Here is a 19458-nt window from a genome sequence, read left to right as displayed (position 1 = left end):
GTTTTGTTTGGTAAAATCAAAGTTCGGAAGAAAAGAAAGGTACATATTATGTTCAGAAAGATTATGAGTCTTATTCTTGTCCTGTGTATGTGTCTGGCGCTTACGTCAAGTGTTATGGCGTTTGAGGATGGGCAGTCTATCAGTAGCGACAACAATGACGTGCCCTTTGCGTTGGGCAAGGGCACCGAAAATATTACAAGTGAAGAGCGTATAGAAGCAACGGCAGCCGCCTTGAAATCCTCAGCAAGATTACTGACCCTGTGCTCCTTCAGGAACTTGTCGACAGTGGTGATGTTAAATGCAATGAACGCGGAGAATTGCCAGACTGTGTGATAGTCTACAGGACCATCGAAGAAGGCAATGAAGCACCTGCATGCTTTCAAACAACAGTTATATTGGGCATTTCAGTCACAAAAATAGACTGCTATGATGGTAAATATATTGACGAGTATGAGAGATATGTCATTGACGGTCCAGCTTCATTTTCACAGGTATACGAGACGAATTCTATAGCCAACTGGAATACCAGCATGACGGCTTCTGCCAGTGTAGGAGGAACCCTGTACAATGTCGCCGAAGTCAAAGCGGCTGTTTCAGGATCGATGGGGTTTACAATTGGAAGAGAATACAAGAAGACCTCCACATATGCAGCGGACATTCAATCAGGGAAATATTGGGAAATCAAAGCATGGACTAACTATCGTGTGTTTTTATACACAGCAAAAGTGGGATCAGCGGCTCTCGCAACAGGAAAGAGCTGGCATCCGAATGGTTATCCAGAGCGCTCAGTATAACAAATAATCTCTCTTGATTGGCCCCTAGCCTATTAAAAGAAGGATGGTTATATTTTATGAAGAGAGTGATGCCGGTTTTTTTGTGTCTGTGTGTACTCGTGCTGGGGTTGGTGACATCAGCTGTCGGAGAAAAGGGGAGTATGCTGCCAGAGACATATGCGGATGATGGCGGCTATCTGTCTGAGGAAGAAGTGTTTTCTGCGCTTGCGGCTGCTTATGGTGATATAAAACTGTTGACCCGCATCAAGTCGGCACAGTCTGAAACCCCGAGCGGACTTGTTCTTGAGGGATTTCATGCAGAAGATTACAACGCTTATGTAGACAATGAATACGGCGATATGTATCTCAATGAGAATGACAGGAGCGAACTCGTACTCTGTTATGTCGCTGGGTCAAAATCCCTTGCCATGATGGAAAAAATGAACAATTCAAAATTTGGGACTCTTTCGACGCTGACAGGAAAGACTTTTTCTGTCGTTATTAAGAGCGTTGCATACAGTTATGGCGATTTGCTTGAGGCGAATGACCGGTTAATTGAAATCTTCTCAAAGCATGGATATCAGGGCAGACATACACAGTGGGTCGATGTGCAAAACAATAGGATTGTTGTCGAAATGGACACAAACGAAGCGTTAGACAAAGTAGAAAAAGAGCTGACGTCATTCTTTGAAAAAGATATGGTTTCCTTTGTGAGGACTGATCGGAAAGAATGGAAATTTATCTGAACTACAAATGGGACTTCAGCCATTCAAGCGTCTTGGAGTTATCGGCCACAGATAGTTCTTCGGCGGTTGTAGCTACACCAGAGACAACGAATATCAGAGGTGATTCCTGCTTGGCGGTTTTTCAGTAGCTTATTGCTGGGTAATTGTCCGCGGATTTATGCTCCGTAAATTTATCCGTGTCCTTGGTAACAGCGAAATATATCACTTTGCTCGTGTAAAAATTTTTGAACTTGGGGAGCCATTGAGACGCGGAATCCCAATCATACTTGCCGGGGGAAAGGCCAGGGGCGGTGTATGGGATAATCTCCGAGTGATCCAGTGGAAATTTCTGTGCCCAACGTCCGTCGTTAAGCTGCAGCCAAAAGTGATAGTCAAACTGACCTCTTTCAGTAAAATCCGCAACTCCGTCTATGGGTTTACAGCCTACACGCAAAGCAATCCGATATTCCGCCCGATTGTCAATCTCTGAGTCGAAATCATTGAGCCTTCTAAAATGGGAAATCTGTAACGTTTCCCTATGTGCCTTCACGTAGTTTTCAACACTCTTCGCGACATAATCCGCAACGGCATCCTCTCCCGATGTCGTATATATTTGACTCATTTTATTGAGGTCGGCGTCAAGGTCAGAGATAAGAATCATATTTGTATCCCGCAAAGCGTACGAAAGGCAGTTGTCGCCTTCGTCCTCCAAAGCACTTGGCAGCGGCGTTTCTGTATAGCCAAATTTACCAAATGTCAGATCGCGCTGTCCAATGGCGCCGCTTACTTTGAAATAAGGATAATCATCATCCTCTTCACCATAGCCGGAGACAACAACAAATTCTTCATCATCATATATTCCAAATATTGCCAATCCGTAGTTTTGTGCTTCGCCGTTCATCCAGCCTTTTATATAATCTGTCACGGGAATGCTGATCCAGCCACCGGATTCCGCTTGAACTTCAAGCTTTTTGGCGGCTGTTTTGTTTATCACGCCAGAGAGCATGTCAGCCTGTTCATTGTCATTCCAGATTTGCGTTATCAGACATGCATTGACGAAAGCGGGCGCCTCACCTCTGATAACTCTTAAGAAAAGCCGCGCTTCGCTGATTTCATTGACAGTCCATGTTGCTTTAAGGGGCAGGCGCAACAACGAAACAATATCCTTGCCGTCGGCATTTTTACCGACAAGTAACGTCATATTGTCCAATTCAAATCCGTTGCTTTCCCCCGATGTGCCATCGGTAAACCATGTGCTGATCGTATTGTCGGCAGCGCGCCAAACTTCTGTCGTAAGATTTTCGTAAGATTTCTCTTGCCCGCTCGAATCTATTTCTGCAGAGGGTTGTGGCGATTGCTCGGCGCCCTCGTTTTCGGAGCAGGCAGAAATACCACCGGCTATGATGGTGATAATCAGCAGTAAAAGCATTCGTTTCAGCACAATGTCCTCCGGATTTTGTTATAGTCTACAGCCCTATTGCTAACGACACGCCTGCGTGACAGATTGATGTAATCGCAGCAAGCAGAGACTTTTCATTACTGTAACCGTTCTCATTCATTTTATTCATGGTCCAGATGCCAGAAGTGTGCCTGCCGAAGATCGAGCTGATTTTTTTGGCAGATGCAGCAAAAATGCGCAAGGCCCCCCCGCCGAGCCTGCTTGGTGGGGGGAAAAGCGAATACTGGAGGTATTCGCGGGGTTTTTGCCGCTGCCGCCGGGAAAATATATGCGCTGCTGGCTCCGGCCGCAGATGCGGAGGGCGTTTTGTCGTCCGTAACGCATCGATTTTGTGGCATTTGTGCACTTCGTACAAAAATTTTTTACAAAATGACACTTGACAAGCGGACAGTAAATGGTTACGATTGAGCTGGTGGCTTGTGTCATGAACAGACACCCTTTGCAGAGAGGCGGCCGTTTGTGTGACAGTGGGGCCTGCCTTTGTTCAAATTGTGGAAATTATATGGAAATTATAGAGAGAAGAGAGTCGCGGTTGAGGCGCTGGGACACAACAAAAGCGCACTTGAAGAGGTGGAAAATGGATGAAATTCGGTATTATTGTTGACAGTTGCTGTGATATGACACCAGATATGAAAGACGCGATGAACATTTTATCCGTGCCGCTGACCATGCGGCTTGGTCAAGAAGAATATTCCGATGATGAAACGCTGGACTATCAGTCATTTATGGCCAATATGAAAGCTTGTACAGAAAAGGTAGGCTCTGCTTCGCCGTCGCCCTATCTGTATGCCCGCGCCATGCAAGAGAAGGTCTCATCCTTTGTGATTACACTGTCAAGCCAATTGTCGGGCTCGTATTCGAGTGCGTTGATCGGAAAGACTATGGCGGAAGAAAAGGGGGGTGTTGATACCCATATCTTTGATTCCAAAAGTGCCTCTGCCGGGCAGACTTTGGTCGCGCTGAAGCTTCATGATCTTTTGTCACAGCTTCTGACAAAAGAGGAGATTATACGGGCTGCCAATCGCTTTATTGACAACATGAAAACCTATTTCGTCTTAGAGCGGTATGATAACCTTCAGAAGAACGGGCGGCTGAACAAGCTCACGGGGAGCATTGCCAATTTTTTGAACCTGAAGCTGCTCATGGGTTCGGACGGTAAAGGGAACATCGCACTGTACGCCAAACCGCGCGGTACGGCCAAGATGCTGGACAAATTGCTCACTTTTATTGAGGAGAGCGGAAAGGGGGGCGCCGGCGAAAATGTCGTGATCTCCCATTGCAACAACCCCACGCTGGCCCAAAGGCTGGCCGATGCAATCAAGGAGAGATTTCACTTCGCCAAAATACATATTGTCCCCACAGGCGGGCTGAGTTCGCTGTATGCCGACGATCAGGGCATCATCATGGCGTTCTGAGAGGGGAGAACATCCGATTCGAAAAAAATACGGCACCGAAAAGGGGACCCTTTTCGGTGCCGTCCATGAGGCGGCGGCGTGTTGCACAGCGCGCCGCTTGTGGTTTTGCGGCGTACGGCGCCTGTTTGGCAGGGGGGGACTGGGGTCGGCTATTTCGCGGTTATTGCTGATAAACAAGCGCAAGAGGGAGGAATACGGTTTGAAAAGAACGCTTTGTCTGATGGCGTCATTGTTTGTGATGATACAGGTGGCCTTGGGGTCGTTTGTGGGGCTGTCCGCCGACGGTCAGGCGGCGAAGCTGGCCGGCGGCTGGCAGATCTTGCGTGAGAACGCGAACATAACGGTGGGCGACGGCTCGGTCACGATTGTGACGGAGAAGTGGCCGAATAACTATAGAGATGTGCCCAATGTAGTGGCCAAGACCATACAAAACGGCGATTTCGAGATCACGGCCAAGGTGACCGGCGGGTTGAGCGCCAATTACCAAGCGGTGGGCGTGGTCGTTTTTTTGCCGGGCAATACCGACCAGATCGTGACGTCGCTGAGACGGTACCACTCCTATCTGTTCCCACAGAGCCCCAGCCGTTTCGGCATGATGCAGCAGGGCGGAGCCGGGCCTGGCGAGTCCTACGGCGTCGACACGACCCCCGGTGCGGACGCCTACCTCAAACTCACCAAAACAGGCGGCGATTACAGAGGCTACTACAGCTACAACAATGTCGATTGGTACCCTTCCGCGGACGACAATACGCGCCAGCACAGCGCCGTCACCGCCGCCGAGACGGTGCAGATCGGGTTCTTTGCCAGCAGCGGCGGCGACAACCAGCCCAAGGCGATCACCATCAGCGATTTCACGCTGAACGGTGTGCCGGTGCCTCTGACGGACAGCAGCAAAACAGTGACGTCCGTTGTCAAACCGCCGGCCTTGCGTGTGGCGCAGGGCACCGCGTTTTCCCAGCTGGCGCTCCCGGGCCAAGTGTCCGCCGTCCTGAGCGACGGGTCGACCGCCGACTTCGGCGTCACGTGGAGCCCGACGGGTTACAACGGCGACGTCTTGGGCACATACACGGTCAAGGGCGCTGTAAGCGCGTCCGCGGCATTGAACCCGTCGGGCGTTGAGGCCGCCATAGACGTTGTCGTCACAGACGATGATTTTGATACGACGGTCTACCTGAGCGACATTCAGGCCCAGTCCATCAGAGTCGGGTGGGGGAGCCTCCAGCTCGACCAGGGATTCGACGGCGACCCCATCAGACTGTACACCGGCCCGGGGCAGGCCGTGACGTACGCCAAGGGCATCGTGCCCCACGCCAACTCGGAGGTCACATACGATTTGACTGACCGCGGGGCGCGCCGGTTCCAGGCCTTTGCCGGTGTGAACAACAACCGCACCGGTTCCAGCGCCTTCCGCGTGTACATAGACGAACAGCTGGTGTTCGAGACCCCCTCGCTCAGGGGCGGCGATCCGGCCGGCGGCGGAAGCGGCCTGCGTGTCGTGGACGTCGCGATCCCCGCCAACGCGCGGGCGCTCACACTCGTGACCGATGCCGGCGGCAACAACAACAGCGCCCACTCCGCGTGGGCGGACGCCAAACTGATCGTGAGCAGCGCCGCGCAGAAACGCGTGAAAACGCTGGACCTGCATGTGCGCCCAACTTGGCTTGAAAACGTCGGGGACACGACGAAGATCGGCGTCAGCGCCAACCTTGTGGACGGCTCGGTGTTGGACGTGCAGCCGGAAAATTGTACGTTCGTCAGCTCCGACAAGGATGTGGTGGCCGTCTCGCCCGACGGGACCGTGACAGCCATGTCGGACGGCGTGGCCGCCGTCACGGTGTCCGTCACGAGCGGCGACGCGGTGTGCTCGTCCGTCGTGGACATCGCCGTCGGACGAGGAAATGGAAAATTATGGGCAATTGAGTCGCCCGGCGGCAAGACGCGCGCGCTGTTCATGCTCGGCGACGGCGGCCGACTGTCCTACGCCGTCACCAAGAACGGGCGGTATGTTTTGGACTTCGCCCCGATCGGCCTTGCCACGAGTCTCGGCGATTTTTCAGAGAGTCTCACGTTTGTCAGCGCGGCGCCTTCAGTGGAGGTCGACGCGTCGTACAAGACGTTTTCGGGCAAAAAGGACGTATATGCCAACCACTACACCGAGGCGGAGATCGTTTTTGGCCAAGGGGACGTGCGCTTTACTCTCGTGGTCCGCGCCTATGACGACGGCGCGGCGTTTTGCTATCGCGTCGCCGGTCCGGCGGGCGGGGCCGACGTGATTTCCATCTCCGACGAGCCGACGTATATACGGATCCCGCCCCAGTCGCAGGTGTGGTACACGCCGCACAGCGGCGGCAGCTTTGAATACCAGTCGCACTACACGGAGTACACGGCGGAGACAATGAGCGGCCTGCCTGTGTTCCCCGTGCTCTTCAAGACGGCAGACGGCGTATACGGCCTTGTCACCGAGGCGGCGCTCTCCGGCGAATATGTGGGCTCCTACGCCAAAGTCGCCGGCAGCGGGCTGCTGCGCCTGGCGTTTGATCCGGTGCACAGCGGTCCGGCCGTCGCATCGGCGCCCTGGCAGTCTCCTTGGCGCGCGGTCATCACCGGTTCGCTGGAGGAGATCGTCGAAAACACGCTGGTGGACAACCTCAGTCCGGTGCCGGACGAGGGAGCCGATTTCTCGTGGGTGGAGCCCGGTGTCTCGTCGTGGTCATGGGTCAATTATTACGGCGGTCAGGAGCGCGCGGAAACCCACAAGGAATACATCGATCTGGCCTCGGAGATGGGATGGAAATATTACATCTTAGACGAAGGCTGGCAGCCGTCCGCCGGATCGTCCGTGCCGCCGATCAACGGCCAGCGCCCGCGCTATGCGGGGTATCGCGATTGGTTCTACGAGGTGCGGGATTACGCCGCCGAAAAAGGCGTCAAACTCATCGCCTGGGTGAACTCCCACGATCTGAGCGAAACACAGTGGCGTGAGGAGCGTCTGACCCAGTGGAAGGCCGACGGCATCGCCGGCATCAAAGTGGACTTCTTCTCGTCTGAATCCCAGCGGATCATGAAGATCTATGACGAAATATACAAAAAAACCGCGGAACTGGGCCTGGTTGTGAATGCGCACGGCGCCAACAAGCCCACGGGCGAGGTTCGTACATACCCCAACGCCCTGGCCCGCGAAGCCATCGACGGCCAGGAGTCCGGGGGCATACAGGCCTATCAGTTCTCCATAAGCCCCTATGCCCGCGGCTCTGTCGGGACGGCGGACGTGACGGAGCAGGTGTTCTCCCGCGATGAATCCAAAACGACGATGGGCTTTCAGATAGCGTTGTCCGTCATGTTTGAAAACGGCATGCACACATTGGGCAGCCCCCCCTCCGCATACCTGGACAATCCGGTCATATACTCGCTGTATAAAGACTTCCCGGCGCGCTGGAACGACATCGCCTTCGTGAGCGGCGAAGTGGCGGCGTACACGACGCTGGCCCGCCGCGCCGGGCAGGATTGGTATGTGTCCACGATCTCGGTGGAACCGCGCGATGCGGAGATCGCGCTGGATTTCCTGGGCGAGGGCACCTATTACGCGCTCATCTACCGGGAGATGCCGAATTCACGGCGATCCGTCGACTTGGAGATGCGTGAGGTCACAAGCGGCGACGTCATCACGGTCCCGGTGCAAAGGGGCGGCGGCGCTGTGGTCGTGTGCAGGAAGGACCGCCCGTCGATCGTCGAGGGCGTCGGTGTGGACAGGGCGGAGATACGGATCGAGACAAAGGAATCCGCGGCGGTGACGGCGTCTGTCACCCCGGAAAACGCCCTCATCAAAGCGCTCACATGGTCGTCAAACGACGAGAGCGTCGCGTCCGTTTCCCAGACCGGCGTCGTCACGGGCCACAGGCCCGGAAAGGCGACGATCACCGTGCGCCCGTCCATCACCGACGACCCGAACATCAAAGCGGAGGTCGCCGTCGTCGTCACGCCGCCGTCCTTTGTGGTGAGCGGGTGGGAGATACTGCGCGAAAATACGAACATCATCCCCGTTTCGGAGACAGCCGTGAAGATTCGTTCGGACGCGGGGGCCGTCGGCAACAGGGATTACCCCATCAAGAACTTCATGCTCCTGACGGTGCAAAACGGCGATTTTGAAGCGGTCGTCACCGTGAGCGGCGGCCTCTTTGCCGACTACCAAACCGCCGGGCTGGCCGCGTATCTCAATGACGGAAGCTTGGTCACGACGGTGCGCCGCAGCCACAGCATATTTGGCGGTGATGTGTTCGGCATCATGCAAAACGGCGGCAGCGGCAGCGGCGAGGCCCACGTCGGCGACCCTAGCGGTGAGGCCTCCGTCTATTTGAAACTCAAAAAAGCCGGCGCGACGTTCACGAGCTACTACAGCTTCAACAATGTCGACTGGACGCAAATACGCGAGCCGGTGACGCACACCGGCCTTGCCGCCGGGGATACGATTCGAATCGGCGTCTTCGCCGCCAACGGCGCCACGGCCTACACCAATGCCGACGTCACGTTTGAAAATTTCACCCTCAACGGGACGCTTCTCCCGTTCGCGAAAGAAAATACGGCCGAATTTGCGTTTGCCGGCGCGGACGGTCCGCTGACGGTCACGGTCACAAACGGCCGCGCGGACGGTCTCAAAGGGCGGCTCATCATCGCCGCCTACCACCCAGACGGCACCCTGCTGCGCGTGTACAGCGACACCTTCCAAACCGATTGGACGGAAACAACCGCCCGGTTGACCGCCGACGTGTCGGCCCTGCCGGCCGGGGTCGCGTACAAGGCGTTCTGCTGGGACGAAGACGCCGCCCCGCTGTTCGAGAGCAAGTCCATATACAGATAAAAGAGGCATGAAAAGAACATGAAGGAGGAAGTTTTGTGACAAACAAGGGGAAGAAACTGCTGGCGTTCTGTCTGGCGCTGATGATGGTCCTGACGCCGTCGCTGGCCGCGCCATGGACGGCGCTGGCGGCGGGCACGGTCACGTACCCGCAGTACCTGATGACCGTCGACGCCTGCGCCGAGGAGCTGATCGACGAACCGGACGCGATGGCGAACGCCATCGACGGCATCCCGGGAACATTCTGGCACACGCCGTGGAATTCGGCGAGACACCCGCAAAGCGCCCATGCCAACGCGTCTTACGGCAAAAACGGCGTCGTGAACGGCCACTGGCTTGAGGTGGATCTGGGTGTTGTACAGGAGGTTGCCGGCATCCGTTACCTCACGAGACCGTCGAGCAACCAAAACGGCAACATCACCGCCTGCACCATCTATGTGAGTACCGACCGCAGCAACTATACGCGGGCCGGCGCGTCTTCCGGCTGGACAAACGCCTACGGTGAGCGGCCGATCACGTTCGACACGCCCGTGACGGGCCGTTATGTCCTCCTGGTGGCGACAGCCCCGACGGCATACGTCAACTGCGGCGAGTTCAACGTAGAAGTGACCGACACCGGCCTCAGCCCGGTCTGGGCCTATGTCAAAACCGCCGTCGACAACGTAAAAGCCGCCGCGATCGGCGTCGTGCCGGGCACATACCGCCAGGCGGACCAGTCCGCCTGTCTCGACGCGATCACCGCCGCGTACAGGGCCGGCGGCTCATACGATACGGTGAAGGACGCGGTGGACACGGCGGTCGCGGCGTTCCTCGCCAGCCCGATCGTCTGGACAAAGGCCGATCTGCGCCCGCGCATCGACAGCGTGAGCACGCTGCTCGCTTCGCTCACCCCCGGTGCGACGGACGGCTGCCTGCCGCACGACGTATACAACGCGTACACGGCGCTCGTACAGAGGGCCGAGGCGCTCTATGGCGACGAGGCGGCGACGCCCGACGCCATCGGTGCCGCGTGCGGGGAGCTCGTTTCGGCGCTGGCCGTCATCAAAGCGTCGGTCATCTCGCTCACGCCGGCGCTTGTGGACGGCGACATCGGCGTGTACGATCTCGCGCAGACCGTCAATCCGGACGCCGTCCGGTTCAACAATCTGGAATGGACAGGCAACACGAGCGTGGCCGACGGCTTGCCGAACCAGGGCCGCCAGTCGCAGGTATATGAGGTCAACCGCGAGAAGCCCCACGCCGTCGGGACGCAGGCCTACGACACGCTGGGAAGCGCACTCACCGGCGCGCGCTACTATGCCCGTCAGCTGTCGAAGTATCATCTGCCGCTCACGACGGCGGAAGATCTGAGCCCCGAGACGTCCCGCTGGACGTTCTCTCTCGTGCGGACGCTCACAAAGACGCTGGCGACGGCCAACACCACGCGGGATCCGCTGGGCGGCACTCAGAACATCGTCGATTTCTACAAACCGACGTATGACGCGACCGACTGGAACCAAATCGCGGTGCCGTCAAGCTGGCAGGTCCAGGGCGTGGGCGCGGACGGCAAGCCGTATACGGGCTGGTACGACCCCACGACCGGGTACGACCCGCCGTATTACACAAACGTCAGTATGCCCGGCAGCATCACGTTCCGCGGCGCGAGTTACAACATTTTCAACGGCGTTAGCATACCGGGCGCCCCGAACGACTACAACCCGGTCGGCTTCTACCGCCGCACATTTGACGTGCCCGACGACTGGATCGCCAATAAAAACAAAGTATTTATCACGTTCGACGGCGTGGAGGCCGCTTTCTACGTGTACGTGAACGGCCAGGAAGTCGGATACCACGAGGACAGCAAGACGCCGGGCGAATTCGATCTCACGCCGTTTTTGACGCCGGACGGCAAAGACAACCTGCTGGCCGTCAAGGTGTTCCGCTGGGCTGACAGCTCGTGGATGGACGACCAGGACTTCATCCGCCTCGGCGGTATCTTCCGCGATGTCTATCTGACGGCGACGCCGTATGTCCATATCCGCGACTACAAAGTCGAGACGAACTTCGACGCCGCGTTTGAAAACGCCGTGATCGACTTCCGGCTGGACGTCCGCAACTACGCGGCCGCCGACCTAGCCGGTTACAGCGTGACCGCGCAGCTGTTCGACGCGGACGACGTAGACATCCTGAAGGACCACACGTTCAAAGCCGCGCTCGGCGGCCTCGGCGCCAATTCAGAAAAAGCCGTGGCGGGGCAGGCCGCCGTCATCGCGCCGCACAAGTGGTTCCCGGACGACCCGTACCTGTACACGCTTGTGCTGACGATCTACAACAGCGAAAACGTGGCGATCGAGCGCATCAGCCAGCAGATGGGCTTCAAACAGGTGACCTTCCGCGACGCCGACGACAAGTCCGACATCGTGCGCATCAACGGCAAGAAAGTGACCATGCGCGGCGTCAACCGGCACGACACGTCGCCCTACGGCGGGCACTATGTCTCGCCCGCCACGTACCGTCAGGATCTGGCGATTATGAAGCGCAACAACATCAACACGATCCGAACGGCCCACTACCCAAATGATACATATCTCTATTACCTGGCCGACAGGTACGGCATCATGATCGTGGCCGAGGCGAACAACGAGAGCCACGCCAACACGAGCTCCAGCATCACGACGAACAACTTCTTTGCCATGGCGAACAGTCGCGTGCTGAACCTGGTCGAGAAGGAGAAAAACCGCACGTCGGTCATCATGTGGTCGCTCGGCAACGAGTCCGGCAGCCAGTCCGGGTGGCGCGACGTCGTACAGAATTTGCGTCAGGTCGACGCCACGCGCCCCGTGCACTACGAGGGCATTAAAGACCAAAACATCGGCGCCAACGGCGACAGAGGCTTCGACGTACTCAGCTACATGTACCAGAGCGCCGACGGGCACTACGGCGACGGCATGAGCGCCAGCATCGGCGCGAACATGCTGTGTGAGTATGCCCACGCCATGGGCAATTCGGTGGGCAACCTGAAGGAATACTTCGACGCGTTCCGGGAGACGCCCAAATCGATTGGCGGCTGCATCTGGGACTATGTGGATCAGTCGATATGGACAAAGCCGGCCAGCTACTACACGCTGCCGGAATCCGGACAGTACCAGCTGACGGGAACGCTCAGTTCGTCGTTCCACGATCTCCTGTTCACCCAGGATCCCGTCTATGACCGCGTGTTGAAACCGGGCGCATACGTCACTTACGCGAACGCCGCCGGTGCGAACGGCGGGGATATTTTCAACGAGAAGATATCCGGCCGGCAGCCCTTCTCAATTGAGCTCTGGGCGAGACCGCAGGATGTCGCGACCAACAAAGTGCTCGTGGCCAAGGGCGACAATCAATTCGCCATCAAGACCGGCACCGTGAACGGGCAGGACTCGTTTGAGTTCTACGTGTACGATGCGGACGGCGCGAACACGGCGACCCAGTGGATCTCCGCGGCAGCTCCGATCCCGGCCAACTTTACAAACGGGGACATGCATCGGATCGTCGGCACGTTTGACGGGTCCGACATCAAGCTGTACTACGACAACGGTGCAGCGCCCATCGCCACAAAGAACATCGGCGCGGCCGGCAAGATTTCGACGAGCGGCTACGCGTTCGCCGTCGGCCGAGACACACAGAATTCCGGCCGCGAATCGGTGTCGTTCATCGCGGGCGCCCGCGTGTTTGCCCGCGCGCTTTCGGATGCGGAGCTGACAGACGCGTCGCGCAAGCCGAGCGACGCCCTGCCCGAGGACGACAGCATCATCTTCTGGGCGGACTTCACCAAGGGCGAGCTGAGCGAGGTCAAGCCGCAGATGTACGATTACTTCAGCAACGGGCTCTACCTCGGCTACGGTGGCGACTGGGGCGAGGGCAACCACGACAACTACTTCTGCGCCAACGGTATCATCACCGCGGTCCGCACGGAGGAGCCTGAGATCAAAGAGGTCAAGAAGGTGTATCAGAGCGTCAACTTCACCGCCGGCGAGTCGGAGCTCCGCGAGGGCATCGTGCGCGTGCGCAACGAATACTATGCCACGGACGCCTCGGATTTCGACATCAAATGGACGCTGTATGAGGACGGCGCGGCGATCGGGAGCGGTCTTGTGGACGCCCCGCCGATCCCCGGCCTCGGCGACCAAACGATCTTGGCGGGTATCCCGACGGTCGAGCTCAGCGTGCCGTACCTGGCCGCGCTGCCCGAGACGCTCACGCCCGGTGCGGAATACGCGCTGAAGCTGCAAGCCTGCCTGCGGCAGGATGAGGAGTGGGCGGACGCGGGGTATCCGCTCTCCGAGGAGCAGTTTGCACTCACATGGCTTCAGTCGGACCGGCGGCTGTCACTGGACCGCGCCTCCGTCGACGGCGTGACGCTCGAGGACGGCGAGACGGCGCTCACGGTAGGCAATGAAACATTCTCCGTGTCGTTCAGCAAGGCGACCGGCGCCATCACCAGCTACACGGCCGGCGGCCAGCAGCTGCTCGTCTCCGGCCCGCAGCCCACGTTCTGGCGTGCGATGACCGCCAATGACGGGTCTGTCGACGGCAAGTGGCTGGGCGCCGACACGGGCAAGAGATTGAGCTCGTTTAGTGATCCGACCGTGTCCGCCGACGGCAAATCCGCGGCGTTTACGGTCACGTATCAGATTCCGGCAATCAACGCGAACACGTTTGTCGACATGACGTACACGGTGTTCGGTACGGGTGCGGTGAGCATCACGACGGCGCTGCGCACATCCGACACATCTCAGATGTTCCGCTTCGGCGTGGACTTCGAGATGCCGGCCGGGTACGAGAACGTAGAGTGGTTCACGCGCGGCCCGTGGGAGAACTTAAATGACCGCGACACGGGCAGCTTCTCCGGTAAGTACACAACGACGGTCACCGACAACTTCTTCCCGTACATCAAGCCGCAGGACACCGGCACCCGTCAAGAGACGCGCTACATGGCGCTGACGGGCGCCGGAGAGACCGGCCTTCTGGTTGCGGCGACGGGCGACAAATTGTTCGAGGCGAACGCCCTGCACTACGGCTGGCGCGACGTCAACGCGGCCAACAACAAATATGCCGAGCCGAGGCACCTGTATCAGCTGCAGCCGCGCGCGACGACGGTCGTCAGCGTCAGTTACGGCTCGCGCGGGACGGGCGGCGCGAGCTGCGGGCCCGAGACGCTGTCGCAGTACAGGCTCACCGCCGGCAATCTGTCGTACAGCTACACGCTCGTGCCGTTTACAGTGGGCGCGGACGACCCGGCGGCGCTGGCCCGCTATTACAGGGCTCCGGTTTTGACGGACAGCTATGCGCTGACCGTCGAGACGGCCGACGGCACGGCCGAGGTGTCGTTTGCCAACCACACGGCCGAGGCCGTTGAGGCCAAGATCATATTGGCGGTGTATGATGCGGCGACCGGCCGGCTTGTATCTGCCGAAGTGAAGGATGCCGCTGTCGCCGGCTGGGACACATACAAGGCCGAGTTTGCCGCGGAGGCGTTTGACTGCTTGAAAGTATTCGCCTGGGACACGGCGGCCGTCCCGCTGTGCGAAGCGGTATTTTTCGGACCAATCTGATAGCGCCCGGGCGGATATTGTATCGCCGGGAAACCTCACGTGAGACATCAAAAGAACAGGACAATGGCGCATGGCCATTGTCCTGTTCTTTTTTATGATTTGACAAGTCCGCACCAATGGTGTAATATATATATGACATAAAAATAATGTCATTCAGAAGGCTTTGAAAGTGAGTTGAAAAATCACATATGAAAAGCAAGAAGCGCGCCCACGCCGCCGCGATCGCGTCGGTGGCTTTGGTTTTGGCAACGATTTTGTCGGCTTGCGCGTTGGGTGTGGGAAGCGGCGCGAAAAACAGCTTGAATCTACACGAAACACCGCAAAAATATGTGTTGTCCGGCGAGGGCAATGCGTTTACGCGTATGCCGAGTGTGAACCTGTTCGAGAACGGCAACGCAAGGCTTTCCCAACCGCTGATAAGCAGTTTGGCTATGGTTGGCACAGGCAGATACACGCTGTCCGGCGATGAGCTAACTGTTGAACAGAACGGAAGCACTGTGGTTTTCACGGTGTCGGAGGACGGTGATACGTTGACGATTCAGTCAACGGATCTCCAGTTTACCGACATCGGGGCTGTTTACAAATATCAAGCAAACTCTGAATATTTCAGCCAGTATGCGGCCATCGATGGTGAGGACTTGACCATAAACGATTTGCGCGGGCTTGTAAAGAAATCAAACAACCTGACGGTTTCGGACTTTGACAAATACGCGCGCGTTGACCTCGACCCGGACCACCACGTTTTCGATGTCGAGGGTGAATACACGCTTTCCGTGATTCTGGACGCCGACGGCAATACATCATGTAACCTGGAGCGCAAGTCGGACGGAGCGTACTTCCCACTCCATCTGGAGGGCTCAACAGGGTATGTGTTTGAGGTGTACTTGGGGAATGAGAAAATGCCCCAATATGAGCCGAGAGAGTGGTACCAAGTGGCGGATATCGTCCGCAATATGGAACACGAATTAACGCTGCCGGAGTTTCCAAACGTAAAATTCACCGGTTCAGCAGATTCGGTCACGGCGGGGACGGTGGAATTGTTCTCCGGTATGCCGATATGGAACGTGTACCTTGCAGATCTCACAAACGACGGGAAGCCGGAATTCTGCGCTACTGTTAGTATAGGTTCAGGGATTGTTGATACACATATCGTAGTTTACGACTATGCTGCCGGCAAGACATACACGCTTTTAGGTAGGATGTCATACGATTATCGGCTTTCATTGGAAGACGGTAATCAGCTATTGGCGACACAGTACAAATATGGCTCTGACAAACCGCTTGCTATGTCAGAGCTGCAGATTGTGAATGGTGAGTTGTATCGGTTTGGAGAAACACCAGAAATGATAGAAGATATAATGCTGCCCGTTGAGACGTCCGCGCCGCCATATTCATCTTAAAGACCTTGTGAGCGAGGAGCAAATTATAGCTCTGTATTGGGCGTAGTCGGAGGCGGAATATGAAAACCAACAAGTTCGTAAAACTAACAACTGCCGCGACTGCGATGATAACCATTGCAACTCTCTTAACCGGCTGCGCGCCGAACGCGGCGGTAGACACAAAAGCGATCAGCCAGGTGAAAACAGAAATTCACTCCTTGCAGAACGTGGGTTATGAGGCAATGCAAGCCCCAATCAGCGAAGCGGGTTTTGCCTTTACTCTTGGAGGGAAACTGCTCGCCGACGCCAAAGCAGCCGATAACTTCGTCTGTTCGCCCCTCTCGGTGTGGCTGCCCCTCGCGGCGTTAGTGAACGCAACGGACGCAGAGCATAAACCCGCCCTGCTCGACGCGCTCGGTGCGGCGGGTGTGACCGAACAGCAGATAAATGACTACGCGCAGATACTCCTGTACCGTGTGACGGGCGAGGGCAACAAGGAATACGAGAAGAATTACACCAGCCCGCTGAAAATCGCCAACGCGCTGTTCGTGAGCCAAAATTACACGATCAAACAGGCTTTCGCGCAAGTATTCGCCGACAACTATCTCGGCACGGCGTTTCATGTGGATTTTGGATCGCCGGATGCCGTGACGGCGATGAACAAGTGGGCAAGCGAACACACGGACGGGCTGATTGACAACGTCGTCGACTCCTTTGACCCGGAAACAGTCGCCGCCATCGCCAATGCCATCTACTACTCCGACCGCTGGGATTGGGAGTTCGATGAGGACGAAACAAAGCCGGACGTGTTCCACACTGTTAGCGGTGATGTGACCGCACAGTACATGAAGCGCGAGGGCGACAACCACTATTATGAGGATGAGCGGGTTCAGGCAACGCCCCTCAGTTTTAAGAACGGCGGCAGCCTGTGGATTATCCTGCCAAAAACCGAAACCGCTAACGATCTTTACACGAGTATGACCGCCGATTACTACGCCAAGATAACGGACGGCGGTATTTTCGGCACAGGAAAATTGCTGCTGCCGAAGTTTGAAATCGCCGACAAACTCAACCTGAAGGACGCGCTGACAGCTCTCGGTATTCCGCTGTTTGACAGCGCCGCCGCTCCGCTCACAGGCGGTCTGATAGAAAGCGGCGTCCCTGTCTGGATTGATGCGGCGGTGCAAAAGGCTATGATCAAGGTCGATGAAAAAGGCACAACCGCCGCCGCCGTCACGGTTTTGACGATGATGGCGGGAGCGAGAATGCCTCAGCCGTCAGAGCCATTTGAAATGACCTGTGACAAGCCGTTTATGTTCGTGCTTGAAAGTTACGGACAGGTTCTGTTCACGGGGATTGTGAACAATCCGGCGGATATGCCGTAAATTATATCCCGCTTGTCATTTATGCACTCTCTGGAGCCGAAGAATGTGCGGATCTATCAATTCGATGACAGGGGGACGCATTCCGAGGTGACCGCTGTTCCTTGGAGTGTGGAAGACGGATTTGTCGCAGAGATCTTTGTCGATGCACTGGATTCCATCTTGCAAAACACGATAGATATAACCTCGGAGGACTGATATGATATCCGAAGCGAAAAGCAGGCTCAGAGAATTGTGTACAGATCGTATAGAACAATTGGATGAGGACTTTACGCTATCGGAAAAGGTGAAGGCGAAGCCTGCTGCCGAGTCGCTTTGACTACATCGGCTTTGTTGTTGAAAGATCTTGACAAATGGAAATTCGATTGCTTCAAACAGAAAAAGTGTGCTGATTATGTCTTGATAAAAGAAGGAATAGATGGATATTCTTTGCATCTGTTTGAATTCAAGCGGTCCCACTTGCGTGGGGCCGCTGTTTGTAAGTGACAACAGCAACGATTACACTCGATGACCCATAATATGGAAATCTGGGAGCGTGGCTCCCCGGATTCTTGCCTGCCTTGAAAAAATGGGAAAGGTCAAATTACTATAATACCGCAGGAGAAGTGTCCCGTGCAAGAGGCGAATGAAGACATCCCCACACAGACCGGGAGAGACGTCCGACCCATGTAGGTGTGTTTGTTTTTGATGTCAGCCAAAATATAGGTCCGCCGTGGCGCTTCCTCGATGCATGTAAAAAAATTTCACATTTTTTTACGATACCTGTAATCATTTTCAAAATATCTACGATATAAGAGGTGAACTATCTATCATCACCCAAAAATAGGCAGGGGGGGCAAACAAAATGAAGCGACGTGTAACCAGTCTTTTCCTGGCGTTTTCCGTACTATTCGTGACCACCGTGGCCGCCGTGGCGGCGCTGCTTCCGGCGCCGGTGCAGGACGCGCAAGTACAATGGGAAGCAGACAGCCCATTCAGATACATGGTAGATGAACAACGACTGGAAAGCCCACCGCCGTCACAGGAAATACCCGGTACACCGGGCAGCTTCCGGGCGGCGGGTTTTTTTGCGTCCGACTTGACGACACCCGTCTTGTCTCCGGAGACCGATCTGCGGGAGATGCTGGCGCGGCGGCCTCAGGAAGTCGCCGTGCCGGAGGACCGCTACATCGTCAAGTACAAAGAGGGACGGGAGGCGGACTTCAAAGAAGCCGTCACACCGCTTGCGTTGGAATCGGACGCCGTGGCGCGGAAAACGCTGCCCGCGGAACTGCGGGCCGTACCGAACCTCTCCGCGGCGCTGCCCGCGGGTGACTTTGCGGAGCTGGACCGACTGGAGACGCTGACGCTGGCGGAACCGATTTTGCCGAGCGAACTGGCGGAACAACTGGCGGAGTTGGGCGTGGCGGAGTATGTCGAATACATTTGCCCGGACTACAAGCTGTCATTGGACAGCCTGTCCTTGGAACTGACGGAGGGCACTGAGAGTACGGAGACGTCGTCGGATACAGGGACAACGGAAACGGGAGCTTCGTCCACGGGTACAGAGATGGAGACAGAGGCGACGTCGGAGACGACGTCCAACGGCACCGCTCCCCCGCCGTCGACCGGCGGTCCGCTAGCACAGGCGATGCCCGTGTTGGTGGCGGTGCTGGACACCGGCGTGGATGTGGGGCACACGTCGCTGGCCGGCTGCCTGACGCAGGGCTTCAACGTAATGACCGGCGGCGATGACATATATGACGAAACCCGACCGCTGGCATATTCCCACAGTACGCACTTGGTGGGCAGCATCTGCAGCGCGGCGGCGGAGACGGGCGCGGCGGTGGAGATCCTCCCGATACAGGTGTTTGAAAACGGAGTTGCGAGAACCAGCGACATATTGGCAGGAATTTCTTAC

At 56.7% G+C, this 19458-nt stretch carries 11 protein-coding genes; 10 read left to right on the top strand and 1 reads right to left on the bottom strand.

The annotated features are described in order from the left end of the window. Nucleotides 1-3 precede the first annotated feature (3 nt). The 3 genes from LBK75_11695 to LBK75_11685 are packed head-to-tail and all read left to right on the top strand — an operon-like array spanning nt 4 to nt 1519. Complete coding sequence (locus LBK75_11695; GenBank protein MDR1158941.1) at nt 4-333, top strand: hypothetical protein; 330 nt, start codon at nt 4-6, stop codon at nt 331-333. Further along, nucleotides 330-794, top strand: coding sequence for a hypothetical protein (locus LBK75_11690; protein MDR1158940.1), 465 nt, complete (start codon nt 330-332; stop codon nt 792-794). The genes LBK75_11695 and LBK75_11690 overlap by 4 nt, the downstream gene beginning before the upstream one ends. Before the next feature lie 56 nt (nt 795-850). Continuing rightward, nucleotides 851-1519: a hypothetical protein gene (locus tag LBK75_11685; GenBank protein ID MDR1158939.1), complete on the top strand. Its 669-nt coding sequence runs from the start codon at nt 851-853 to the stop codon at nt 1517-1519. Nucleotides 1520-1640: 121 nt separating this feature from the next. Here LBK75_11685 and LBK75_11680 read toward each other — a convergent pair whose 3' ends face one another. After that, complete coding sequence (locus tag LBK75_11680) at nt 1641-2939, bottom strand: DNRLRE domain-containing protein (protein MDR1158938.1); 1299 nt, start codon at nt 2937-2939, stop codon at nt 1641-1643. Between the two features lie 599 nt (nt 2940-3538). Between LBK75_11680 and LBK75_11675 the strand changes: the two genes are divergently transcribed. The 7 genes from LBK75_11675 to LBK75_11645 all read left to right on the top strand — a co-directional run. Continuing rightward, nucleotides 3539-4372 (top strand): DegV family protein, encoded by an 834-nt coding sequence (locus tag LBK75_11675; protein MDR1158937.1) that lies wholly within the window; start codon nt 3539-3541, stop codon nt 4370-4372. Between the two features lie 199 nt (nt 4373-4571). Continuing rightward, nucleotides 4572-9227 (top strand): glycoside hydrolase family 97 catalytic domain-containing protein, encoded by a 4656-nt coding sequence (locus LBK75_11670; GenBank protein ID MDR1158936.1) that lies wholly within the window; start codon nt 4572-4574, stop codon nt 9225-9227. Nucleotides 9228-9262: 35 nt separating this feature from the next. Then, nucleotides 9263-14797: a discoidin domain-containing protein gene (locus LBK75_11665; protein MDR1158935.1), complete on the top strand. Its 5535-nt coding sequence runs from the start codon at nt 9263-9265 to the stop codon at nt 14795-14797. Nucleotides 14798-14985: 188 nt separating this feature from the next. Further along, on the top strand, nt 14986-16197 hold the full coding sequence (locus LBK75_11660; GenBank protein MDR1158934.1) for a hypothetical protein: 1212 nt from the start codon (nt 14986-14988) through the stop codon (nt 16195-16197). A 59-nt stretch (nt 16198-16256) separates the two neighbouring features. Further along, nucleotides 16257-17561 carry a hypothetical protein gene (locus tag LBK75_11655; protein MDR1158933.1) on the top strand — a complete coding sequence of 435 codons (1305 nt, stop codon included), beginning with the start codon at nt 16257-16259 and terminating at the stop codon, nt 17559-17561. Nucleotides 17562-17606: 45 nt separating this feature from the next. Further along, nucleotides 17607-17756, top strand: coding sequence for a hypothetical protein (locus LBK75_11650; GenBank protein ID MDR1158932.1), 150 nt, complete (start codon nt 17607-17609; stop codon nt 17754-17756). A gap of 646 nt (nt 17757-18402) precedes the next feature. Further along, nucleotides 18403-19458, top strand: a 1056-nt coding sequence (locus LBK75_11645) for a hypothetical protein (protein ID MDR1158931.1), incomplete at its 3' end; no start/stop codon positions are given.

The sequence above is a fragment of the Oscillospiraceae bacterium genome, from assembly GCA_031265355.1.
GTDB lineage: Bacteria > Bacillota > Clostridia > Oscillospirales > UBA929 > JAIRTA01.
The sequence above is the reverse complement of the archived record's forward strand: the minus strand, read 5'-3'. Positions and strand labels throughout refer to the sequence as shown.